Annotated in this window: 21 protein-coding genes and 1 tRNA gene; 14 read left to right on the top strand and 8 right to left on the bottom strand. The window is 49.2% G+C overall.

The genetic code is table 11. The annotated features are described in order from the left end of the window. Positions 1 to 1,248, bottom strand: a complete 1,248-nt coding sequence (locus tag ACQY6I_RS11315; RefSeq protein WP_428241596.1) for an ABC transporter substrate-binding protein — start codon at positions 1,246 to 1,248, stop codon at positions 1 to 3. A gap of 388 nt (positions 1,249 to 1,636) precedes the next feature. Here ACQY6I_RS11315 and ACQY6I_RS11310 point away from each other — a divergent pair, with 388 nt between their 5' ends. From ACQY6I_RS11310 to ACQY6I_RS11285, 6 genes are all read left to right on the top strand, one after another. Next, positions 1,637 to 2,872: an ABC transporter substrate-binding protein gene (locus ACQY6I_RS11310; RefSeq protein WP_428241595.1), complete on the top strand. Its 1,236-nt coding sequence runs from the start codon at positions 1,637 to 1,639 to the stop codon at positions 2,870 to 2,872. A 24-nt stretch (positions 2,873 to 2,896) separates the two neighbouring features. Beyond that, on the top strand, positions 2,897 to 3,832 hold the full coding sequence (locus tag ACQY6I_RS11305; RefSeq protein ID WP_428241594.1) for a carbohydrate ABC transporter permease: 936 nt from the start codon (positions 2,897 to 2,899) through the stop codon (positions 3,830 to 3,832). Positions 3,833 to 3,841: 9 nt separating this feature from the next. Continuing rightward, complete coding sequence (locus ACQY6I_RS11300; RefSeq protein ID WP_428241593.1) at positions 3,842 to 4,678, top strand: carbohydrate ABC transporter permease; 837 nt, start codon at positions 3,842 to 3,844, stop codon at positions 4,676 to 4,678. A 5-nt stretch (positions 4,679 to 4,683) separates the two neighbouring features. Further along, positions 4,684 to 5,835, top strand: coding sequence for an ABC transporter ATP-binding protein (locus ACQY6I_RS11295; protein WP_428241592.1), 1,152 nt, complete (start codon positions 4,684 to 4,686; stop codon positions 5,833 to 5,835). A gap of 92 nt (positions 5,836 to 5,927) precedes the next feature. Further along, positions 5,928 to 6,188, top strand: a complete 261-nt coding sequence (locus tag ACQY6I_RS11290; protein ID WP_428241591.1) for a YrhK family protein — start codon at positions 5,928 to 5,930, stop codon at positions 6,186 to 6,188. Between the two features lie 44 nt (positions 6,189 to 6,232). Next, positions 6,233 to 6,736, top strand: coding sequence for a hypothetical protein (locus tag ACQY6I_RS11285; RefSeq protein ID WP_428241590.1), 504 nt, complete (start codon positions 6,233 to 6,235; stop codon positions 6,734 to 6,736). Between the two features lie 4 nt (positions 6,737 to 6,740). On the opposite strand, the gene ACQY6I_RS11280 is transcribed toward ACQY6I_RS11285, so the two are convergent. The 4 genes from ACQY6I_RS11280 to ACQY6I_RS11265 all read right to left on the bottom strand — a co-directional run bounded on the left by ACQY6I_RS11280 (position 6,741) and on the right by ACQY6I_RS11265 (position 11,341). Further along, the gene (locus tag ACQY6I_RS11280) at positions 6,741 to 7,934 is read right to left on the bottom strand and encodes an MFS transporter (RefSeq protein ID WP_428241589.1); all 1,194 of its coding nucleotides are present in this window, start codon (positions 7,932 to 7,934) and stop codon (positions 6,741 to 6,743) included. A gap of 475 nt (positions 7,935 to 8,409) precedes the next feature. After that, positions 8,410 to 9,360, bottom strand: coding sequence for a Rossmann-like domain-containing protein (locus tag ACQY6I_RS11275; protein WP_428241588.1), 951 nt, complete (start codon positions 9,358 to 9,360; stop codon positions 8,410 to 8,412). After that, on the bottom strand, positions 9,357 to 9,683 hold the full coding sequence (locus ACQY6I_RS11270; RefSeq protein ID WP_428241587.1) for a hypothetical protein: 327 nt from the start codon (positions 9,681 to 9,683) through the stop codon (positions 9,357 to 9,359). The genes ACQY6I_RS11275 and ACQY6I_RS11270 overlap by 4 nt, the downstream gene beginning before the upstream one ends. Beyond that, entirely contained in the window at positions 9,680 to 11,341 is a 1,662-nt protein-coding gene (locus ACQY6I_RS11265; protein ID WP_428241586.1) for a SagB family peptide dehydrogenase, read from the bottom strand. Before ACQY6I_RS11265 ends, ACQY6I_RS11270 begins: the two co-directional genes overlap by 4 nt. A 179-nt stretch (positions 11,342 to 11,520) precedes the next feature. Between ACQY6I_RS11265 and ACQY6I_RS11260 the strand changes: the two genes are divergently transcribed. After that, positions 11,521 to 12,060 (top strand): isochorismatase family protein, encoded by a 540-nt coding sequence (locus ACQY6I_RS11260; protein ID WP_428241585.1) that lies wholly within the window; start codon positions 11,521 to 11,523, stop codon positions 12,058 to 12,060. Position 12,061: 1 nt separating this feature from the next. Here ACQY6I_RS11260 and ACQY6I_RS11255 read toward each other — a convergent pair whose 3' ends face one another. After that, positions 12,062 to 13,246, bottom strand: a complete 1,185-nt coding sequence (locus ACQY6I_RS11255; protein WP_428241584.1) for a sugar efflux transporter — start codon at positions 13,244 to 13,246, stop codon at positions 12,062 to 12,064. A 225-nt stretch (positions 13,247 to 13,471) separates the two neighbouring features. On the opposite strand from ACQY6I_RS11255, the gene ACQY6I_RS11250 reads away from it, so the two are divergent. Next, on the top strand, positions 13,472 to 14,461 hold the full coding sequence (locus ACQY6I_RS11250) for a nucleoid-associated protein (protein WP_428241583.1): 990 nt from the start codon (positions 13,472 to 13,474) through the stop codon (positions 14,459 to 14,461). Positions 14,462 to 14,467: 6 nt separating this feature from the next. On the opposite strand, the gene ACQY6I_RS11245 is transcribed toward ACQY6I_RS11250, so the two are convergent. Continuing rightward, on the bottom strand, positions 14,468 to 15,307 hold the full coding sequence (locus tag ACQY6I_RS11245) for a class I SAM-dependent methyltransferase (RefSeq protein ID WP_428241582.1): 840 nt from the start codon (positions 15,305 to 15,307) through the stop codon (positions 14,468 to 14,470). A 116-nt stretch (positions 15,308 to 15,423) separates the two neighbouring features. Between ACQY6I_RS11245 and ACQY6I_RS11240 the strand changes: the two genes are divergently transcribed. Next, a complete protein-coding gene (locus ACQY6I_RS11240) occupies positions 15,424 to 16,224 on the top strand; it encodes a DeoR/GlpR family transcriptional regulator (RefSeq protein WP_428241581.1) in 801 nt (266 codons plus the stop codon). A gap of 122 nt (positions 16,225 to 16,346) precedes the next feature. Here ACQY6I_RS11240 and ACQY6I_RS11235 read toward each other — a convergent pair. Next, positions 16,347 to 16,433: transfer RNA gene (locus ACQY6I_RS11235), tRNA-Leu, on the bottom strand. Between the two features lie 230 nt (positions 16,434 to 16,663). Between ACQY6I_RS11235 and queA the strand changes: the two genes are divergently transcribed. The 5 genes from queA to secF all read left to right on the top strand — a co-directional run bounded on the left by queA (position 16,664) and on the right by secF (position 22,098). Further along, positions 16,664 to 17,713 carry a tRNA preQ1(34) S-adenosylmethionine ribosyltransferase-isomerase QueA gene (gene queA, locus ACQY6I_RS11230; protein WP_428241676.1) on the top strand — a complete coding sequence of 350 codons (1,050 nt, stop codon included), beginning with the start codon at positions 16,664 to 16,666 and terminating at the stop codon, positions 17,711 to 17,713. Positions 17,714 to 17,730: 17 nt separating this feature from the next. Next, positions 17,731 to 18,846: a tRNA guanosine(34) transglycosylase Tgt gene (gene tgt / locus ACQY6I_RS11225; protein ID WP_428241675.1), complete on the top strand. Its 1,116-nt coding sequence runs from the start codon at positions 17,731 to 17,733 to the stop codon at positions 18,844 to 18,846. A 43-nt stretch (positions 18,847 to 18,889) separates the two neighbouring features. After that, entirely contained in the window at positions 18,890 to 19,240 is a 351-nt protein-coding gene (gene yajC / locus ACQY6I_RS11220) for a preprotein translocase subunit YajC (RefSeq protein WP_428241580.1), read from the top strand. A 63-nt stretch (positions 19,241 to 19,303) separates the two neighbouring features. Beyond that, the gene (gene secD, locus ACQY6I_RS11215; RefSeq protein WP_428241579.1) at positions 19,304 to 21,175 is read left to right on the top strand and encodes a protein translocase subunit SecD; all 1,872 of its coding nucleotides are present in this window, start codon (positions 19,304 to 19,306) and stop codon (positions 21,173 to 21,175) included. Further along, entirely contained in the window at positions 21,163 to 22,098 is a 936-nt protein-coding gene (secF, locus tag ACQY6I_RS11210; RefSeq protein ID WP_428241578.1) for a protein translocase subunit SecF, read from the top strand. The genes secD and secF overlap by 13 nt, the downstream gene beginning before the upstream one ends. Positions 22,099 to 22,155: the final 57 nt, after the last annotated feature.

Genomic DNA, 22,155 nt, shown 5'->3' with positions numbered 1-22,155 from the left:
TTATTGTTTCAATGGTTTGAGATTGCGAACTATTTCTGCCTGAACCTGTTCGACGGGAGTGTCCGGCTGTTGGAAAAACCGATGAATCTTCTGAATAAAAATGTCTTCACGTTCAGCGTTCAAAGCCATTGAGTGGGCCAGGCTGGGCGCCAGTGTCTGATGCATTTCGTTCTCCATAAAACGCAGATAGGAGTCTTTGGCACAGGGATCCAACAAGGTGACATCAATGTCATTTCGTACCGGAACCGCGCCTTTGCGCAAGCTATAGCCCAGTTGGGTATTCATGGCGGTCATGGTGGCCGCAAATAACTGTTGATCTTTGTCCGGCTGAGGCTGTTGAAACAGTACCATGGTATCAATACTGTAAAGGTGAAAGTTTCGGGTATCTGGAACTGCCGTGCAAATCAGCTTGTCTTCCTTGCCCCAGGCAGACAGCTCGCCTTTGACCCAATCCCCCATGATTTGCATACCTGCTTTACCATCTGTGACCAGGGCCGTCGATTGATGCCAGGAACGGCCGTTAATGTCATCATCCATAAGGCTTCGCATCCGGGCAAACAGGCGTAACGCATCGGCGAAAGTATCCGACAGAATCGCCTGCTCATCCAGTTCCACAAACACCGAGCGATAAAACCGGGGACCACCCAGGCTCAGTACCAGGGTTTCAAACAATGTGGCATTTTGCCAGGGCTCATTACCATGGGCTAACGGAATGATGCCTTGCTGTCGAAACTCGTCTGCAAGACTGAAGAAATCATCCCAGTTTTGAGGAGCGCTCCGCCCCGTCTGTTTCAGTTTTGTCCGATTGATCCATAGCCAATTGATACGGTGAATACCAAATGGTACTGCGACATAGTGCCCCTGATGTTGAATCAAAGTATCGACGGTTGGATGGAGAATTGCTGACCAGTGCTGTTGTAAGGCAATCTCATCAAGAGTTGTCAGAAAACCCAGTGTGGCCCAGTCCTGAACATCAGGGCCGATCAGCTGTGCTGCCGCCGGTGATTTACCCGCCAGTACCCTGGTTTTTAGTACCGCCATTGCGCCTTCACCTGCGCCGCCAGTGACGGGTAGGTTCTGCCAGTCGATACCTTGCTGTGACAACTGAGCATGAATAAAATCCAGCGCCCGCGTTTCGCCGGCCGAGGTCCACCAGTGCAGTACTTCAAACTTCCCCGCATGAATATGCACCGCGACAAGGTAAACGCTCAGGGTAATGACAGTTATTCCTGTTCTGATTGATGTCATATCTACTTACAGTTAATGGACGGAATAAACCGGAATTTAAAAATAAGATCAATTATCGTGAAATTGAACCTCTTTTTGCGACGTTACGTCATGTGATAAATGCAAGGAAGGCCAATAAAACGTAACAAAACCTTGCAGCCTGATCTGAAAAAAAAGACTTCTTTACTTTCCCGGGTCCTCACATTCCAGGTTAACTCTCTGCCAGCCGCTTGGTTATGCGGTTTCTACCTTGCTAATTGCCTTTTCTGAGGGAATTTGGTGTTTTGTCGTGGTCGGCATATGGTGGTGGACATGTGGAGAGGCTTCTGAGAAATGGCAGTATTTTTTGACTGATGAAGTACTGCCCGGGAGCTTCCTGGATCAATCTGGTAGATACGTTGGAGGTAACATGAAACTGCTAACCCAAAACTGCGCCCGGGCCGCATTGTTGTCCATGGTGGCTTCCATGGCAATGCAGGTGAGTGCCGGTGAAATTCTTATCGACAGCTGGAGAACCGATGATAAGGACTTATGGGAGGATGTCATCATACCAGCGTTCAACAAGCATCATCCGGATATCAAAGTCACCTTTCGACCGACAAACCCACCGGACTACAACGCTACCATGGATTCCAGGTTTAAAGGTGGAACTGCCGGAGATCTGATCGCCTGTCGCCCGTTTGAAGTGTCTCTGAGCTGGTATCACAAAGGCAATCTGAAATCTCTTCAGGATCAGCCTGGACTTGATAATTTTCCCGTATTTGCCAAAGCCGCCTGGAGTGATCAGGGAGTGCCTTACTGTATGCCCATTGCATCTGTGCTGCACGGGTTTTTCTACAACAAGGAGATATTCTCAGAACTCTCACTGACGGTTCCGAAAACCGAAGCCGAGTTTTTTGCAGTACTGGAGGCTATTAAAAAAGAGGGTTCCTATTTACCAATGGCACTAGGTAGCAATGACAAATGGGAAGACTATGAAGTGGCATACGCTGGTGTGGGGCCAAATTATTGGCATGGTGAAACCGGTCGTCAGGACATCATTAACGGACAGCAGAAGTTTACCGATCAGCCATTTGTGGATGCCTGGAAATATATGGCCAAATGGCGCCCTTACCTTGGCAAAGGCTATCAAGCCCAGACGTACTCCGATTCTCAAACCTTGTTTACTCTGGGGCGGGCAGCGATTTATCCCGGTGGTTCCTGGGAAATCTCAGGTTTTAATAAAGCAATAGAAGGTGAGTTTGAATACAGTGCCTTTTATCCCCCGGTGCCGAAAGCAGGCGACCAGTGTTATATCACTGATCATGTGGATATTGGTATGGGTATCAATAAACATGCTAATAACCCAGCGGATGCGACAGTGTTTTTAGAGTGGGTGGGGTCAGCAGAATTTGCAGATTTATACACGAACAAAGTCAGTGGATTCTTTTCTTTATCCAACCACGATATCACAGTCAAAGATCCGGTTGCCGCTGAAATCAAATCCTGGCGGGACAGCTGTCAGTCAACGGTTCGTCTGCATTCACAGATAAAAGCAGATGGCATTCTGGGTGCATTGTACGATGCTTCCGCCGGTGTATTGAATGCTACCCGAACACCAGAACAGGCAGCAGCAGATGTGCAGGCCGTGCTGGACTCTCAATAAATCAAACTGTGGAAGGGCACATACGTGCCCTTAGTGACTATGATTCTGAAGCGTGTTCCCTGGCATATCCCAGTGTTTCTGGCACCGGCATTCTGTATTTATGGTTTGTTTAGTGCCTTTCCCTTGATCGATACTTTGCGGCTCAGTTTTTTTATTGAGGATACTCACGGAGTTCAAAGTTTCAGTGGTTTGCAGAACTACGGTTTTTTGTTTCAGGATCCAATCCTGGCACAGGAGTTCTGGAACGCACTGTGGGTTAACTGTCGGTTCTTCATCATTAATATGCTGGTACAAAATCCAGTTGCCCTGATATTGGCGGCATTGATGGCCACCGCCAGAATTAAAGGCGTGGTTATTTACCGAACGGCTATTTTTCTGCCTACGCTGTTGTCGGTAGTGATTGTCGGTTTTATCTGGAAACTAATCCTCAGCCCTGTATGGGGTGTAGGTGAAACGATGATGTCCTGGGTTGGACTGGAAGCATGGTTTGGCCCGTGGCTCGGTCAACAGGAGACGGCTTTGCTTACCGTATCATTGATTTCTGTCTGGCAGTATATCGGTTTACCCATGATATTGATTTATGCCGCTTTAATTGGCGTTCCCGATGAACTGCTGGATGCTGCTTATGTTGATGGCTCCCGGCCTTTACGGACGTTTTTCCAGATACAACTGCCATTAATTTATCCGACTCTGGGGTTGGTCACTATCTTAACGTTCGTGGGTAACTTTAACGCTTTCGACCTTATGTACACCGTGTACAGTGGGGCCGGCGGTGGACCGGAAAAGTCGGTAGATTTACTGGGCACATTGTTCTATCGCACGTTCTTTGGATTTGCCAGTCAGATTGGCAGTACCACGATGGGTGCCACTGTGGCGTCGTTGATGTTCGTGATTATTCTGACTGGAGTGGCCGCATATTTCTTTTTCATCCAACGCAGGTTGCTGCGTTTTCAGTATTGAGAAATCATCATGAAAAAGATGCAACAGACTCTGCAACCGTTGATGGTACACATCATTTTGCTTTCCTACACACTGATTGCGCTATTTCCGGTATTACTCGTGATCATGAATTCCTTTAAATCCAAGCGGGGGATTTTTAAAGATCCATTGGCGCTTCCCAATGCCAAAACCTTTTCATTGGTGGGTTATCAAAAGGTTATGGACGAATCGGCGGTTATGACATTTTTTGGTAACAGTCTGATCGTAACGCTTTGTGCGCTGGCTTTGATTCTGCTGTTTGGAGCCATGGCGGCATGGGCTTTGTCTGAATATCGCTTCAGAGGTGTCAGGCTGCTGTATTTCTTTATGGGTTTCGGCATTATGGTGCCAATCAGGTTGGGAACGGTCAGCATACTTAATACCATGGTGGCGCTGGATCTGACTAATACCTTAACCGCGCTGGTGCTGGTCTATGTGGCTCAGGGGCTGCCTTTGGCGGTATTTATACTGGCGGAATTTATGAATCAGATTCCAAAGGATTTAAAAGAGGCGGCCCGTTGCGATTCTGTCAGTGAATTTAAGATTTTCTTTCAGATTGTTTTGCCACTTATTCGACCGGCTATCGCCACCGTCGCTGTTTTTTCGATGATTCCGATCTGGAATGACCTTTGGTTCCCACTGATTTTGTCGCCTGGTGAAAGCACACAGACCATTACTCTTGGCGTACAGCAGTTTATCGGTCAGTACACCACCAATTGGAATGCGGTGCTCTCTTCGCTCAGTCTGGCAGTTCTGCCGGTTGTGGGGCTATACCTGATATTTTCCAAACAACTCATCCGCGGCATTACATCCGGTGCGGTGAAGTAACACTCATGTCAATCTCAGCAGATAAAACAAATATGGCAGCGGTAGAACTGATAAACATAGCCAAAAATTATGGCAAAACAGCGGTACTCGAAAACATCAATATCGAAATCAATGATGGAGATTTTGTGGTGTTGGTTGGCCCTTCCGGATGTGGTAAATCCACTCTGTTGAGAATGCTGGCCGGGTTGGAGAAAATTACCCGTGGTGAGCTGTTAATGTCCGGTAAGCAGGTGAATGACTGGACACCCTCCGAACGTGGAATCGCCATGGTATTTCAATCTTATGCGTTATATCCCCATATGACCGTATATCGAAATATGGCTTTTGGTCTGAAAGTGGCCAAACAGGGGAAGGCAGAAATTGATCATCGTATTCGTAAAGCGGCCGCAATTCTAAAGATCGATCATTTATTGCAACGGTTACCCAGGGAGTTGTCTGGTGGACAGCGTCAAAGGGTGGCAATTGGCCGGGCCATTGTTCGTCAGCCAAGGTTATTTCTGTTCGATGAACCGCTTTCCAATCTGGATGCTGCCTTGCGGGTACAAACTCGCCTGGAGATTGCCAGACTGCATCACCAGCTGAGTGCGACCATGGTGTATGTGACCCATGATCAAGTGGAAGCAATGACGCTGGGAAATAAAATTGTCGTGCTCAGTGATGGGTGTATTCAGCAGGCCGGCAGCCCTTTGGAGCTCTATCAGCAGCCAGCGAATCGCTTCGTGGCCACGTTCATTGGTTCGCCAACCATGAATCTCTTAAACGGAGAAATTGTTGCAATCAGTGAGCATGGCTGTCACGTGAAATTAGATTGTGGCAGCGTCGTGGAAGTCTGTGTCGATGCTCGCGATGCCAAGGTTGGAGATATGGTCGAAGTGGGTATTCGCTCAGAACATATTGCAGAAAACAGCTCTTTAGATCAGCAGTTATATGGCAAAGTTACGATTGTCGAGCACCTGGGGGAGGCTAACTTTATTTATCTGACGTTGGCCGATGGCAAAGAGTTGACTCTCAGGGGGGATGGTAATCGGGCCATTCATATTGGTACCGAAATGACAGTTTCCACGATGAAAGAGGCATTTCATGTGTTTAATGCCGAAGGTCAGGCATTTCGGAGGTTGAAACCGGGAAATATGGAAACGTCAGAGAGAAATTTTTGAAAAGAGGGCTTTGTCTCTTAAGGGGATTACGGTTAAATCATGACTCGGTTTGTTATGAACCGATATCACGATAACCTGTAAGGAGTGACATTGTGACTGACCAGAATGCCCGGAAACTGGATTTGCAGATTGGTAATGAACACCTGATTATTCAACACCGTTATGAAGCCCTGGGGGCTTTGAATGACCTGTTGATTGCAGTCTGGTTTTTGATTGGTAGTTTTTTCTTTCTAAATGATTCTCTGGTGGAAAGCGGCACCTGGCTGTTTATTGTCGGCAGTGCACAGTTATTGGCCAAGCCAGTCCTGAAACTTGCCGGTCTGGTTCATGTCAGGCGTTTCATTGGTCGATAGAAAGGTGGCGCTCCGCGTCTTTTATTACAATATCGGAGTTCATCATGCCGTTTACTCCCTTTCACATGGGTCCTGGTCTGTTTATCAAGTCATTACTGCATGGCGCATTCAGCCTGATGGTGTTTGGATGGTCACAAGTGGTCATGGACATTCAGCCGCTGCTGGTTTTACTGACTGGTTCAGGACACCTGCATGGTTTTTCCCATACTTATATTGGTGCGACGTTATTGGCTGTATTTTCGGCACTGAGTGGAAAATATCTGTCTGAACTGGGGCTGTTCTTACTGGGCATGGATCCCGAACGGAATATCCGTATATCCTGGAGAGTAGCATTTTTGTCTGCCGCAATCGGAACAATCAGTCATGTGTTGCTGGATAGCATCATGCATGAAGATGTCGTGCCGTTTTTTCCATTGAGTACAGACAACGGCCTATTGCATATCATCTCCGTTTCCGCATTGCATGAAGTCTGTCTATACAGCGGAGCCGCCGGGGCCATTATTTATTACACCGTACTGGGGATTCGAAAATACCGGGAGCTGGACTGAGGCTTCAGGTCTCGGTTCGATCACTGAACAAAAGCAACAGTGCCAATGCTGGCATTCCCAGGCCGATCCATGATGCCGTTTGCCACCCGCCATGAGCATATGCCCAGACCCCAACTGCAGAACCGATGGCACCACCGGTGAAAAAAGTGGCCATATAAATGCCATTCAGTCGGCTGCGAAACTCGTCACTGAGACCATAAATAGCGCGTTGACCGATCACCAGATTCAGAGTCACACTGAAATCCAGCATGATGGCGGCCGTCACCATAGCGGCCAGTGAAAGCCAGGAACCGCTCTGATCGAGCCAGGTAATCAGGTACGAACAAATGGCAATGATCATGGCCACATACGAAAACGGTTTTCCGAGTCCACGGTCAGCCACACGTCCGGAAACCGGTGCTGCAATGGCTCCAGCGACGCCTGCCAGGGCAAACAGGGCGATACCCATCTGACTTAATCCAAATAATGGGCTTGCCAGTAACAAAGGTGAAACGGTCCAGAACAGACTGAAAGACCCAAACAGGCATGCCTGATAGAGAGCTCTGCGTCTGAGTATCGGGTATTGAAGGACAAGACCCGGCAAAGAACTGATCAACTTAGCATAGCTGATCCTGGTTTCCGGTTGTCGTATTGGCATGGTTTTGCGTAATAACAGCATGACTGCCACCATGACCATCGCTGAAATACCGAATGTCCAGCGCCAGGTACTGATACTGGTGATAAAGCTCGCCACTGGCCGGGCAAACATGATACCGATCATCAAACCGCTCATGACATTACCAACCACTTGACCGCGCATATGCGGCGGTGCCAGGTGAGCTGCGTAGGGCACCAGAATCTGTACGGCGACCGAGCCGAGGCCGATCATCCAGGCGGCACTCAGAAACCATGCCTGAGTCTGGGTAAAGGTACACACCAACAATGCCAGCAATGCAATGATCAGCACCCGGATCACCAGCGTGCGATTCTCCATCAGATCAGCCAGTGGCACGATAAACAGTAACCCAATGCCATAACCAATTTGAGTCAATGTGACAATCATACCGGCGCTTTCTGAGCTCATATGCAATTGCTTGCTGATGGGCCCTACTAAGGGCTGGGCGTAATAGAGATTGGCTACAATCAGACCAACGGCCGTTGCCAGCATCCAAATTATCCACGCGGGCGGTCGGGCCATTGGGTCAATAGAGTGGTTCATAAATAATCCTAAAAAAACTACACCGAACAGGTGATAGATAAAGAGTCTCAGAAAAAAGATGGATATGTTTCAGGTGCCTGAGAGAAGACTGCACAGGCCGTGGCGCATCATGGCAGGTATCAACCGCCATTTCCACACGGGGCTGATGGTGGCTGAGGAAAAAGCTGAGGAAAAACAGGTGGGTTCGGATCACCAGAGATTTTTGAACGGTTACGATCAGGTAACGTTACATGATTGTGACTTTGATTGTAGGTATCCCTGGAGTCTAGTGTAGTGTCTCAAATAAAACGCATATTTAAATGGGCCGCCGAATTCACTTCGCAACTCTATGTTAAGTTCAGCCAATGGCATCGCACTGCCGTTTAGAGTGCGTTTAAAGTGGGTGTCCCCGGAGGCTAACAGGTGTGATTTGAAGTGGGTGTCCCTCGAATTAGTCGGTCAAACTGTAGACGAAGACACCCATACCAGTAAGCCGTTAGTTCCTGGCATCCCACTGCCGTTTAAAGTGGGTGTCCAGTTGTGAGAGTTTGTTGGTCAGGGTTTCGAGTTTGTGGTGCTCAGGGAAGCGTTGGGAATAACCGGCGGCGTACCAGTTTTCCATCTTCAGTTGCAATTGTTGTCGTTGCTGCGCGCAATCAGCGATTTTTTGTTTCAGTTGCGTAAGGCTGTCTTGACCAATATCGATCAGGCCGTAGCAAACGCCTTCTCCAAACAGTCGGGTGCCGCCTCCTTCTGCGGCTATTTGGGTGGCCCGGCGGGCGTCCACAGGAATGACACCGGCGAGAAAGTCGATGTCGAAGCGGGCGAGTTCCGCCAGCCAGGGCGTGGATGGCCCTATAAGTACGGTCACCGCGTGACGTGACAGTCTGGCCAGTCGAGGGAACGTTTTGTTGATGAGCGAAGTGGCGGTGATAAATACCCAGTCCGCTTCTGGCAGCAGATATTCTGCTGCAGGATCGGGGAGGTCGTTCTGGCCTGGCTGGCGTTCCAGCACAGTGACATCAAGCCCCTCCAGCAGTGATTCCAATCCTGGATAGCGACCGATAATGACAATTTTCTGATGCAGCAAACGTGGCCGGAGGTAGTCGAATACCGCCAGGTTGCCGATGGCCTGATCTGTTAACCGGGTGGCTTCCTGTATCAGCCAGTTATTGGCAGTGTTGATGGTGGCGTTGATCGCTGCCAGTCCTATGGTTGCCTGGTGTGGGTTCCAGCTGCGTATCCATGCGGCAATATCCCGTGCTTTCGACCCGGCGACAGTGCCTGGAAATTCAAGCGTCCGACTGGCTAATCCAGGGCTTTGGGCAAAGCCGATACTCTTCTGAGTGTGGCAGACGGTCCAGGTCAGGCCGAGGATGCAGTGATCGATCAGCAAATCCTGATCAACGTGGTCGAGCAGTAGTTGATAAACGGTATCAGGCTTCATGAGGGTTCCTTGCGTTTTGCCGCCAGACCACCTTTGAGCATGATAATGTCATGCAGGTCGCAGAGCATAAAATGCCGGTTGGCCGGGTCTTTAAAGTGTTCAAGCGTGGGTTGGTGACCGTCCCGATAACGATGTGCAGTGGTGCGGAACGGGGCCGGCAACGATAGATTGAAATGTGAGGGTCTGGTCAGCAGGCGGATCACTTGTTCAAACAGTAGTGCGTAACGATCATCATCGGGTTCCCGATAAAGCGATCCAAGGTCTTTACCATAGCGTTGAAACAGGGCGACATAATCGGTGACATCGGGTTTTGACTGAATCATCGCTGTGGTCCCCCTGTACTGGATGGGGTGGTTGGAAGATGAGCATACGCAGGTTCGCTGATAATTCTGGTATCGATTTTGGCCTTGCCAGCGGTGAAATGATAGAGCGGCTGATAGCCATGGTTCTGTTGGGAGGTCAGTCCGATCGTTTGTAATACTTCATCGTCCAGGAAGCAGCCGATACCGGTGCCGCTCAATTGACTGGCTTCTGCTTCAAGATACAGTAACTGGCCTATCAGCCCTGCTTCCCACATCAGTCGACGCCAGCTCCATGCGCCGTTATGGGTAAGCACGGTTTGGATGTTGGCGAGCATGGAAACTGCAAACGCCCCATGGACTGCAATGCCCTGATGGCAACATAGGCGACCGATATCTTTGCGAACATTTCGGCTTGGGCCGATCTGGAACAGCGGCAGATCGATACCAGCGACCGGTTCAACGGTAATATCGGTGTTTCGTAATACGTCCAGTAACGTAGTTGCTGATGGTTCCTGGCGTGGAAATACATACATGCCAGGAGCAAGGCCTGTCACCGCATGTACGAACAGCAACAGGTCAATAGCCGGTTCAAAGGTGAAGGCGTCAAACGGGGGGGACTGACGGGAGGGCTGGGAGTGGCTCAACAATCTGCAGAAATCCTCGAGGGGAATTTCCGAGTCCGGATCCATGCGCTGGGCACTGCGTCGATGTCGGATCAGCTGTGCCAGAGGATATGTACTGGCAGAGGATGAGCCTTCTATTTGCGCAGGTGGCAGATAATCAATATGTTCCAATTGCCTGGGTTTTTGAATAGCCGGTAGCAGTTGTTTAATTTGCGGCCAGTGGATGCGTTCCTGGCTGATCTTGCTGGCCTGTCCCTGCCAGTGGCAATAAGTAATCGTGGACCAGTCAAAACAGGTTTGTTCATGGTGACCCAGCAAGGCAAGGCATTCTGGTAGTTCCGGTTCGCTGTCGATGAAATCCTGATCCCTGTCCAGCCCCAGCAGAGCCGCCAGGTCCTGATCACTGGGTGTTGGTATCAGTTGTAAAGGCCAGCCAAAATTGGCCGCCGCGTAACGGCAGCTGCCCAAGGCGTGTCCAATGTCCAGTTGGCAGTATCGGTATGCACGCGACCCGTACTTCCATTCCTCCCGCCAGATAATGCTCGAAAAACCCAGGGCCGCGTGAGCGTCTGGATACAGTTCATTCAGTGTGGCCAGTGATGCCGGCGATAACTCTGCCCGTTGTTCCAGGGCGTGATGGTAAGGGTGGTAGTGAAATAATCCGGCAGGTAGATTCGGACTGATTGGTCGCCACAGCAAAATGTATAACTCGGTAGGGTGCAGGTTTCCGCTGGAGGGGTTGTTGCGCAAGGCCCAGCGTTCTGGTCCATGAACTTTCCAGGCACTGAGGCCCATGGCCAGTTCCAAAAACTGGCTGAGATGACCCAGGTTCCAGGGGGTGAGCTGTGGTGGCTGTTGGTAAATCCCATGGTAATCCGGAGACTCTGACTCATATATCAGTGGCAGAGCGATTCGGGAACTGCCGTGCCAGGTGCGAAATGGATCCGGCTGGCTGTCCCAATCTAAAAATCCAGGCCCAGGTGCGTATTGTTGAGTGTGGTGTTTACTCTGTTCATGGTAGTGGAGAACCTGATTGATATCGGACAATGGTTTCATGATCGTATTTGCGGATCGTCGGGATATCTGTTTGCTGCAAGCAATACACCAACTCCTTGATGAGCGGATTTTCCGGGCACAGGCAATTGCAGATCATTGTGGAATGTTGACAATTGTCGGGTTTTCGACAAACACAATCATACATCTCGGATTAGCGTTTTAGAGAAGGGGAAATATTTGTGGATGCACTGTTAGTCGTGGATATGCAGAATGCCTGCATCGAAGAAGTCGAACGTTTCCAGATTGAGCAGGTGATTGCGCGGATCAATTCATTGATCGGACATTTTCGCAGCCGTGACCAGCTGATTGTATTTATCCAGCATGAAGACGATTCCCATGAATTTTGTCGCGGCTCGTCAGGATGGCAGATCAATAAAGCAATGGACTATCAGCAGCACGATGAGGTGGTGGCAAAAGCTTATAACGATGCATTTATTCACACCCGTTTGGCAGATCTGTTGCAGCAACATCGTATTGATCGGGTGGTTGTGACCGGATGTGCAACTGATTTTTGTGTCGACTGTACCATCAAAGGGGCAATTGCCCGGGGGTATGATGTCATTGTGCCGGATGACGCCCACACCACCGCAGATCGTCCATTTGTCAGCGCTGAAACACTCATCGCACACTTTAACTGGAACTGGGCAGAGCTGATGACTGTACAGCAAAAGATTGCGGTTATGCCAACCCCGCAATACCTGCAGGCAGCGAGTCAATAAGTCAGCTTGTGGCAGACGTATCCCGGTGGCTGCGTTGTATGATCATAAACCCGATAAGTGCAACAATAGCCACCAGTATGGCAGAGAATGCAAATAAGGCCGTGCTTTTAAAATCCATGAATTGAGCAATCAGGCCTGTTGAGGCGTGGCCTGTCATACTGCCGACTCTGAGACAGTTGGTATAAAAAGCCGACGCAAAGCCAATACGCTCGGGCATTAGTTCCTGAACCATGGTTAATCCCAGTCCGGCAAACACACCGAAATAGAGACCATTCAAAACCTGCAGGCTGATCAGTTGCCAGCTTTCAGTGGCCAGATATATTCCGCCATAAAACAGCAGCGCTGCCATAAACGAAATCACCAACAGATGATTTTTGTTGATATAGGCGGTCAGTCGTGCGGAATACAGCATAAACGGGATTTCCAGCCCGGCTGCCATGCCCATTAATACGCCAGGCAAGTATTCAGGCAATGCCAGTTCATTGAGTACGTGCAATGGCATGGCAGAGATGTACATGCTGTTGGAAATGCTGCCCAGGCCCATCACCAGTCCAAGCAACCAGAATGTGAGCGACAGTGGTGGATGAGTCTGTTTTACCTGTGCTGCTTTTGGCTTCCGGTAATCCGGCAATACCTTGTAGCCGATGATTATGTTGATCACTGCAACCAGTGCAGCGGCATAAAATGCGGCCGCAAACCCCAGTGATGCCACCAGTGAAAATGAAAACGGCGGACCGGCAATCCACGCCAGCGAAAATGATGCTCTGACCAGGGTATTGAAGCGGGTGACATCCTGACCGGTTTGTTCAATATATTGTCGGCTCAGAGTCAGGATCTGCGGCGAAGATGAATTGCCCAGGCCAACCAGTAAAGTACCTGTGACCAGTACTACCCAGAAAGAGTGGGTGTTGGCATAAATGATTGCCGCCAGGGCGATTGCCGCCATGGCCAGCAGGAACAATGTTTTGGTGCTGAAACCGCGGTCAGCCAGATTGCCTAGCCATTGACTGATGATTAAACCGGAAGCCGTCATCGCAATCATGTATACGCCAATAACAAAAGGTTCGGCTTTCAGTTCATCGACCAGAAACAGGCTCATCAATGGCATCATGAATGAAAATGTGAGTCCGGAAAGGGCGGTAGTCAGTAACAGCAGATTTCGCTGTTGCAGGAGTTTGTACAGCAAGGTAGTTGGGCCAGTAAGGTTTGAAAACGATTGCAGGATTATAATGATTGTTGTTGAATTTGCTTGTTTTGTTTGTGATATCCGTTTAAAGCGCCAGAAACTGCACTGAAACCCAATGTTTAGCGGGTCTGTGCTTTTTCAGTTTTTCAGGATTGTCAAAGTGCTGGTCACAAGGGGCAGCTGTTTTTTATAATCCGCGCCCGTTTTGCCATTCTGGATCTCTCTATGCCTTTAACCAATGCCATTGTTCATCATCTGACTCAAACTCCTCACGCTGAGAAGCTGCACTTGCGTGATACTGAAATGAATCTTGATGAATCTCTTAAACATCTGGTGAATGAGGTAAAGAGTTCGTTCTATAACCGCGCCAGTAAACAATATGGCCGTTTTCATGAGGAGAGCGGACATTTCAAAGCGCTGACGCAGGAATGGTTGCAGGGGAGCCTTGATTTCACCGCCTACAGCAGCCGGGTTATGCAACAGCTGCAGTTAAAGTTGCAGGAGACGCAGCAGGAGAGTGACGGACACTGGTTGTTTGCAGTAGAAGAACTGCAGCAGGAACGTCTTTTCTGGCTATTTCATCTGAAGCACAAAGATGGCATGTATCTGACTCATGATATTGAACTGGCACAGGGAATGTTGCTGGATTTCACCAAACTCGGGTTTGGCGCCTGCATTAATATTCCGGCTTTTGAAAACCAGGAAACAGACTTCTTCACTGTCAGTTTCGGTTTTGGTGATCGTTCGCTCCAGAGTACCGTGCTGGAATTTACCGACTTTACCGATACCGTTGATACCACGGCTGATACCGAACGCTTTATGGCCATCGTCAAGGCCTATACCGAACAATTGCCGCCAGAAAAAGGCGCCAGCTATCGCAGCAAGGCCGTTCAATATTGTGCAGAACAGGATAAGCAAGGCGAAACCGTTGTGTGCCAGGAGTTATCCGAAGTCATTGATGAAGAAGTAGGTAATACCGAAGCAGAGAGTCTTATTCGGTATATCGAACAGGCCGAGCCGGAGGCCAAGAAGGAATTTATCCCGGATCGCAAAAGCCTGAAGCGTTTCATGCGTTATACCGGCAAAAGCAAAGAAGTCTCCATCAGTTTCAGTAATGAAAGTCTTGGCTCTCAGGTGGAGTTTGATCCCGACAACGAACGATTGATCATCAATTCGCTGCCGGCAGCCTTGCTGAAACAGCTGAAGAAGGATTGATTATGATCATCGGAATACAAAGCGATTGATTTTATAACCTTCAATCCGATGTCTGACTAACCATGGCAGGTATTTGAATATCCAACGGTGTGGCCAGGGCAGGGCGTTTATGACTTGCTTTGGAGCTTGCAGGAAATGACGAGACTGAATCAGTCTCAGTCCCCACTCCTGTAGGCTCTCCGGCGTATCGCACTGCCAGCGAAACCAGCTGTCTCGTGACATATTCTTCATAATATCGTGTTGATCCTGGCCGAGAACCATCTCTGAAGACGCCGTATCAGTGATAAACCAGGCTCCTGGAAAGCGTTGAGCAATTTGCTCCAGGGCCTGCTGGACCTCATGGCTATTAAGGTAAATGATTGCCGCCTCGGAAATAAAACAATACGGCGGATGGGATGTAGCAACCGCATTCAGCCAGTCGGTTTCCATAACACTGGCGGATAACATGGTTCGACGGGCAGTATTGTTAAAGAACTGCCGACGCAGTTTCATACTGTCTGGCAGGTCAATTTCGATCCACCGGGCTCTGCCATTATCGAGACGTTCGTAGCGAGTATTCAGGCCACAGCCGATTTCTATCACGGTGCCATTGGGGTAACGGCTCAAGAAGGTAGCAACCTCCTCATCCATCATCCGGGTGCGGATATTTGAACCCATCAGCCCGAAAGCCGATTTCCATTTACTAAAATCGTAATCGAGCTGATTGACAATAGCGACTGCAATGGGGTCATTGATCAGGCCGGAGCGCTGGCGCGTGGATTCGGCGCGACCGAACAAGGGAATTAACAGAGTTTCTTGTACCGAGCCAAGTTGGACTTTGATTTTGTCCAGAGTCATGTTTTCCATTGCGATCTCTTTTTGTGAAAATGATAATTATTATCATTTATGGGAGGCTCGGGCAAGTCTAAATAGTAATATGGCTGCCACTTTTATCGGTGTTGCTGCATAATGATTAAGGTTATATGAATCAACGGTCTGAAACTCGCAGCATGTTAGAAAAACCATTAAATGCCCGCCAGTCTGCCATTCTGCAGATGATCGAACAAAACGGCACTGCCACCATAGATGAACTGGAAGCCAGTTTTGATGTGACCCCGCAAACCTTACGGCGGGATTTGAATATCCTGGCAGACGCCCGCATGATTCAGCGATTCCACGGCGGTGCCAGCTCCACCAATTCCACCACTAACCTGCCATATCAGGACCGGCAAATTCGCAACCTGAAAGAGAAGGAAGCGATTGCCCGTGAAATTGCAGCCAATATTCCCGACCACAGTAGCTTGTTCATTAATATCGGTACCACCACTGAAGCAGTTGCCAGAGCCCTGATGAATCATCGAGGGCTGCAGGTGGTGACCAATAACCTGCATGTTGCCAGTCAGATGAGTCAGAAAGAGGACTTTCGGGTGATTGTCACATCAGGTGAGGTACGCGCCAAAGATGGTGGTATCGTGGGGGAGGCGACGATGGATTTCGTTAAACAATTTCGTCTGGACTTTGGCATTATCGGCATCAGTGCGATTGACGAAGATGGCATGTTGCTTGATTTCGATTATCGCGAAGTGAAAGTCGCCCAGGCCATCATCGATCACAGCCGCAGTGTGCTGTTGGCAGCAGACCACTCCAAGTTTGGCCGTCGAGCGATGGTACAGCTTGGTACGATCACACAGGCCAATGCCTTTTTCACTGATAAAACCCCCAATACCACCATTACTCAGTTAATGGCCGAGCATGACGTGCAGTTGCAGATTTGTCGGGTATGAGCAAGTAGGTCGTTAAGGCAGGCAGAGGTAAGCGTTCGGTCAGAGACTATTAATCACATCCGGTCCCGGATACAAACTACAGATACAAAAAAACCTGCTTAAAGCAGGTTTTTCTGAATTCATGGTACCAGAGGCCGGACTCGAACCGGCACAGTGTCGCCACCGGTGGATTTTGAATCCACTGCGTCTACCAATTTCGCCACTCTGGCACAGAGGCTGCGCATTCTACGAAAAAATCCTTTTATGTCAATGACTTCCTGTAAATTTATTCCGGACCTTCAGGTTTTACAGGTGGGTGGCAGTGCGTTTTGCGGATTCTGTAAGATCGATTGATCAGTTTCTGACATTTGCGGATGGGCACTCAGGCTGCATTGCGCTAAAATCCGCGGCCCTTTGATTGCTTAGCATCGTTATTTATAAATTCATGAGTGCTTCACCTCTGTCCGTTAAGGATTTTGATTTTGATTTGCCCGACCATTTGATCGCCCGGTATCCGTTGTCTGAGCGCAGCGCCAGCCGGTTATTGACCTTGGAAGGGGAGACCGGCGCGTTAGCTCATCGACGTTTCACTGATATTGTGTCGTTGCTGAATGCCGATGATCTGCTGGTGTTTAACAATACCCGTGTTATTCCTGCGCGGCTTTATGGCCAGAAAAGTTCCGGTGGCAAGGTGGAAATGCTGTTTGAACGACTGCTGACCGAGACCCGTTGCCTGGCTCATGTTCGCTCCAGTCGGGCACCAAAAGCCGGGCAGCGTTTGATTTTCGATGGTGGGATTGCGGTGGAAGTGACGGGCCGGCAGCATAATCTGTTTGAGCTGGAACTTGTTGCCGGTGCACAACATTGGTTTGAAGCCTTGGAAGGCAATGGTCACATGCCGTTACCACCCTATATGGAACGCGAGGACGACGAATCAGATAAAAGTCGTTACCAGACCATTTATGCAGAAAAAAAAGGTGCTGTTGCCGCTCCTACGGCGGGGCTGCATTTTGATGAGGCATTGTTGCAGGCGATTGCGGACAAAGGTGTCCGGACTGCTTTCGTGACCCTGCATGTGGGGGCGGGTACGTTTATGCCGGTCAAGGTTGATAAGGTTGAGGATCATGTCATGCATTCTGAATGGTATGACATTCCGGAAGAAACCGTAGCCGCGATTCAACAGACCCGCGAACGTGGCGGCAGGGTCGTTGCGGTGGGAACAACGTCGGTACGATCGCTGGAGTCTGCTGCCCGTGGAGAAGATGGTTGGGTTCGTCGTGGTGACACCTCGATCTTTATTTATCCGGGTTATCAGTTCCAGGTGGTCGACGCTATGGTGACCAACTTTCATTTGCCTCAATCCACGCTGATCATGCTGGTCAGTGCATTTGCGGGGCAGGAGGCTGTGATGCAGGCGTATCACGAAGCCATTGCACAGGAATATCGTTTTTTCAGTTATGGTGATGCCATGTTTATTACTCGAAACCAGTCCGTTGCGGAGAAAGACTGATGAGTCGCGAATGTTTTATGAAGTTTGAAGTAAAAGCTACGGTTGGAAAGGCGCGTCGGGCGACCTTACATTTTCCGCGTGGCAAAGTTGAAACACCCGCGTTCATGCCGGTGGGTACTTACGGTACCGTCAAAGGCATGTTGCCCAAAGATATTGAGGAAATTGGCGCGCATATTATCCTTGGCAATACGTTCCATCTGATGCTGCGCCCCGGTACAGAAGTGATACGGGAGCATGGAGATCTTCACGATTTTAACGGCTGGCAGCGGCCCATTCTAACGGATTCCGGTGGTTTCCAAGTATTCAGTCTGGGCGAAATGCGCAAAATTACCGAGCAGGGGGTGACCTTTCAATCACCCGTCAATGGTGCCCGGGTGGAGCTGTCTCCCGAGATTTCGATGCAGGTGCAGCGGGATCTTGGTTCTGACATCGTGATGATTTTCGATGAATGCACGCCGTATCCGGCTACTGAAAAAGAGGCCCGGGAGTCGATGGAAATGTCGCTGCGATGGGCCAAACGTTCCAAAGAAGCTCATGCGGACAATCCTGCTGCATTGTTTGGCATTATTCAGGGGGGGATGTACGAAAATCTGCGCATGCAATCCATGAATGGATTAACTGAGATTGATTTTGACGGTTATGCCATCGGTGGTCTTTCTGTGGGTGAGCCGAAAGAAGAGATGTTCAAGGTGTTGGATTATCTGCCAGACCGGATGCCGGCGGATAAGCCTCGCTATCTGATGGGGGTTGGAACACCTGAGGACCTTGTTGAAGGCGTGCGCCGTGGCGTTGATATGTTTGATTGTGTTATGCCTACCCGTAATGCCCGTAACGGACATTTATTCACGAGTGAAGGTGTTGTAAAGATCCGAAATTCAAGACACCGTCACGATACGTCATCTTTGGATCCGGAATGTGACTGTTACACTTGTAAAAACTTTAGTCGGGCCTATTTACACCACCTCGACAAGTGCAAAGAGATGCTGGGTGCGCAATTGAACACGATTCATAACCTACGCTATTACCAGACCCTGATGGCTGGTTTGCGTGGGGCTATTGAAGAAGGTAACCTCTCGGCCTTTGTTGACCAGTTTTACCAGAAGCGCGGAGCCGAAACTCCGTCGTTGGCATAACCCAAAAATTGTTTAGAAGATAAAAAACCTGGAGTAAACACTAATGAAAAAGCTACTTGCTGTGATCATGGCCCTGGTACCGTCTCTGGCTCTGGCCGCTGACCCAGCTGCTCAGCCGCCTGCCTGGTCGCCTTTGATCATGTTGGGTGTATTTGTGGTCATTTTTTACCTGATGGTCTGGCGCCCTCAGTCAAAACGCAATAAAGAGCACAAAGATTTAATTACCAACCTGGGCAAGGGCGATGAGGTGGTTACCTCTGGTGGTATATGTGGCAAGATCACAAAAGTGACTGATGATTTCATCGTGGTGGAAGTGTCTGAAAAAGTTGAGATGAAATTCCAGAAATCCTCAATTCATGCAACCCTGCCAAAGGGAACGCTGAAGGCCATTTAAAAAGAATCCTAACCAAAGGCGCCAGCAGGCGCTTTTTTTGTTAATCGAGTACGGATAAATTTAATGAACCGCTATCCTATCTGGAAATATCTGGTGGTACTGGTGATTACCGCATTGGGAGTGATTTACAGTCTTCCCAACCTGTATGCACCCGATCCCGCCATTCAAATCACCCCCACCGACACCCGGTTGAATGCCAGTGTCGAGCTGGAACAGCAAATTCTGACGGTATTGGATGAAGTCGGCATTGAACACTTTGGTGAACAACTGACCGAAAAAAATGTGACTGTGCGTCTAAAGGATGGTGATAAACAGCTTCAGGCCAAAACAGCTGTGCAGGTCGCTTTGGGTGACAACTATGTGGTTGCGCTAAATAAAGAAGACAACACACCGAAATGGCTAGCAGCCATTGGTGCAAGTCCAATGACTCTTGGTCTGGATCTTAGCGGCGGGGTTCACTTCCTGCTGCAGGTGGACATGGATGAATTCCTGAACAAGAAAATGTCTGATAATGAGGCAGATTTGAAGCGTCAGTTGCGGGAGCAAAAGATTCGATTCCGCTCTGTTAATCGAATTCCCAATGAATGGGCTTTGCGAGTCATCTTTCGCGACCAGGATGCAATGGATACCGGCAAGAGTTTTATCCGTACTAATTTTGGTGATTTCACTCGTGAGGATATGAATGCTGATCTGGCACTTAAGCTGTCTCTTTCTGAAACCAAGATCAAAGAGCTTGAGGACTACGCCATCAGCCAGAACCTGACCACCCTGAAAAACCGGGTGAACGAACTGGGTGTTGCCGAACCACAGGTACTGCGTCAGGGGCGCGAGAGGATCGTGGTCGAGCTACCAGGTATTCAGGACCCGGCACGGGCGAAGAAATTACTCGGTAAATCCGCCAATCTGGAATTCCGCCTGGAAGCTCAGACGAATGATCGGGGAGCGGAGGTGTTTTATTTCCGTGATCAGAAGCCGGGTCAATCGAGTGCCAGTCTGGAAAACAGTGTGATCGTGTCAGGTGATAATGTCACCAACGCTCGTGTTTCATATGATCAGCAAGGGTTGCCGCAGGTGAACGTCGAGCTTGATAGCAAAGGCGGTTCGCGCATGGGGCAGACCACCAAGAACTCTGTTGGCCGCAGAATGGCGGTACTGTTTATCGAACAGAAAACAGAAACCAGCTACAAACTGGTCAATGGCGAGCAGCAGCCTATTTATAATACTGTTGAAGAAAAGAGCATTATCAGTCTTGCCACGATTCGTGGAGTATTCTCCAACAGCTTTGTCATTACTGGTCTCGACAGTCCCGCCGAAGCCACAGAACTGGCTTTGTTGCTGCGTGCTGGCGCGCTGGCTGCACCTATGAAGATTATTAACGAACGAACCATTGGTGCCAGCCTTGGGGCTGACAACATCAGTCTTGGTTTTGTTTCTGTTGTGGTTGGTTTTGTAGCTGTAATGATCATCATGGTTGGGGTTTACCGGGTTTTTGGTCTGTTTGCCAATGTTGCCTTGTTCGTGAACCTGCTGTTGATCGTTGCAATGTTGTCGATGTTGGGCGCTACGCTGACTCTGCCGGGCATCGCCGGTATCGTCTTGAATGTGGGGATGGCGGTCGATGCTAACGTGTTGATCTTCAGTCGTATTCGCGAGGAAATGAAAAACGGTTTACCGCCGCAATCGGCTATCAATGCTGGTTATGACCGTGCCTTTGTGACTATTCTGGATGCCAACCTGACTACCTTGATCGTGGCGGTGATTCTCTATGCAGTGGGTACTGGCCCGGTGAAAGGGTTCGCGGTAACCCTGTCGATCGGTATTATCACGTCCATGTTTACGGCAATTATGTTGACCCGGTCTTTGTCTAACCTGGTTTTGGGTCGCAAGGAACTGAAGTCTCTACCCATTTGGGAGGTCTGGAAATGGCAGAAGTAAAACGTATTCCTTTCATGCGCTATCGTAAGATAGCGGCAGTATTTTCGATTACTCTGGTCCTGCTCAGCCTTGCCTCCATTGCAATTCAAGGGCTCAATTTTGGCTTGGACTTTACGGGTGGTAGTGAAGTTCAGGTGGAATATGCCAAGTCGGTGGACATTGGCAGTGTACGCTCGCAATTGCAGGCAGCCGGTTACGATAATGTCATGGTGCAAAACTTTGGTTCTGACCGCGATATTCTGATGCGGCTGCAGAATACTCAGAGCGCCACGATTGGTGACGATATTCTCGCCGTGCTGCAAAAAGATGGTTCAGATGTCAAATTAAGCCGTAGCGAGTTTGTTGGTCCATCGGTTGGTGAGGAACTGCGTGAAAAAGGTGGTCTGGCCATGGTGCTGGCGCTGATCATTGTAATGATCTATATCGCGTTTCGTTTCCAGATCAAATTCTCAGTGGGGGCGGTGGCCGCATTGGTCCACGATGTGATCATTACGGTCGGTTTTTTCAGTGTTACCCGGTTTGAGGTGGATCTGACGGTATTGGCAGCAGTGCTGGCTGTGATTGGTTACTCGTTGAACGATACCATTGTTGTGTCTGACCGGATTCGTGAAAACTTTCGTCTAATTCGCAGTGATGATGTCGATTATATTATTGATGTTTCTCTGACCCAGACTCTGGACCGGACATTAATGACCTCATTCACCACCATGGTTGTGTTGCTGGCATTGTTGCTGGTGGGTGGTGAGCTCAATTTTGGCTTCTCCGTTGCATTGTTGGTTGGTATTTTCATTGGTACCTATTCATCTATTTATGTGGCCGCAAACGTGAAGATGGCGCTGAAGTTGACCAAAGAAGATCTCATGCCACCGGAAAAACCAAAAGAGGATGGGGTTGAGGAAATTCCTTCCTGGCTTAAGGATTAGCCTGTAAAACACCCCAAAACGGCAATTTAAATTGCCGTTTTTTTTTGCCTGCCGATT

The organism is Gynuella sp. (assembly GCF_050297175.1).
Taxonomy (GTDB): Bacteria; Pseudomonadota; Gammaproteobacteria; order Pseudomonadales; family Natronospirillaceae; genus Gynuella.
This window is presented reverse-complemented; position numbering and strand designations above follow the sequence as displayed.

Bases quoted from the DNA above. Each gene is read 5' to 3' on its own strand.
- ACQY6I_RS11315 (WP_428241596.1), bottom strand. From the start codon at position 1,248: ATGACATCAATCAGAACAGGAATAACTGTCATTACCCTGAGCGTTTAC.
- ACQY6I_RS11310 (WP_428241595.1), top strand. From the start codon at position 1,637: ATGAAACTGCTAACCCAAAACTGCGCCCGGGCCGCATTGTTGTCCATG.
- ACQY6I_RS11300 (WP_428241593.1), top strand. From the start codon at position 3,842: ATGAAAAAGATGCAACAGACTCTGCAACCGTTGATGGTACACATCATT.
- ACQY6I_RS11295 (WP_428241592.1), top strand. From the start codon at position 4,684: ATGTCAATCTCAGCAGATAAAACAAATATGGCAGCGGTAGAACTGATA.
- ACQY6I_RS11285 (WP_428241590.1), top strand. From the start codon at position 6,233: ATGCCGTTTACTCCCTTTCACATGGGTCCTGGTCTGTTTATCAAGTCA.
- ACQY6I_RS11280 (WP_428241589.1), bottom strand. From the start codon at position 7,934: ATGAACCACTCTATTGACCCAATGGCCCGACCGCCCGCGTGGATAATT.
- ACQY6I_RS11275 (WP_428241588.1), bottom strand. From the start codon at position 9,360: ATGAAGCCTGATACCGTTTATCAACTACTGCTCGACCACGTTGATCAG.
- ACQY6I_RS11270 (WP_428241587.1), bottom strand. From the start codon at position 9,683: ATGATTCAGTCAAAACCCGATGTCACCGATTATGTCGCCCTGTTTCAA.
- ACQY6I_RS11265 (WP_428241586.1), bottom strand. From the start codon at position 11,341: ATGAAACCATTGTCCGATATCAATCAGGTTCTCCACTACCATGAACAG.
- ACQY6I_RS11250 (WP_428241583.1), top strand. From the start codon at position 13,472: ATGCCTTTAACCAATGCCATTGTTCATCATCTGACTCAAACTCCTCAC.
- ACQY6I_RS11245 (WP_428241582.1), bottom strand. From the start codon at position 15,307: ATGGAAAACATGACTCTGGACAAAATCAAAGTCCAACTTGGCTCGGTA.
- ACQY6I_RS11240 (WP_428241581.1), top strand. From the start codon at position 15,424: ATGAATCAACGGTCTGAAACTCGCAGCATGTTAGAAAAACCATTAAAT.
- tgt (WP_428241675.1), top strand. From the start codon at position 17,731: ATGAAGTTTGAAGTAAAAGCTACGGTTGGAAAGGCGCGTCGGGCGACC.
- yajC (WP_428241580.1), top strand. From the start codon at position 18,890: ATGAAAAAGCTACTTGCTGTGATCATGGCCCTGGTACCGTCTCTGGCT.
- secD (WP_428241579.1), top strand. From the start codon at position 19,304: ATGAACCGCTATCCTATCTGGAAATATCTGGTGGTACTGGTGATTACC.
- secF (WP_428241578.1), top strand. From the start codon at position 21,163: ATGGCAGAAGTAAAACGTATTCCTTTCATGCGCTATCGTAAGATAGCG.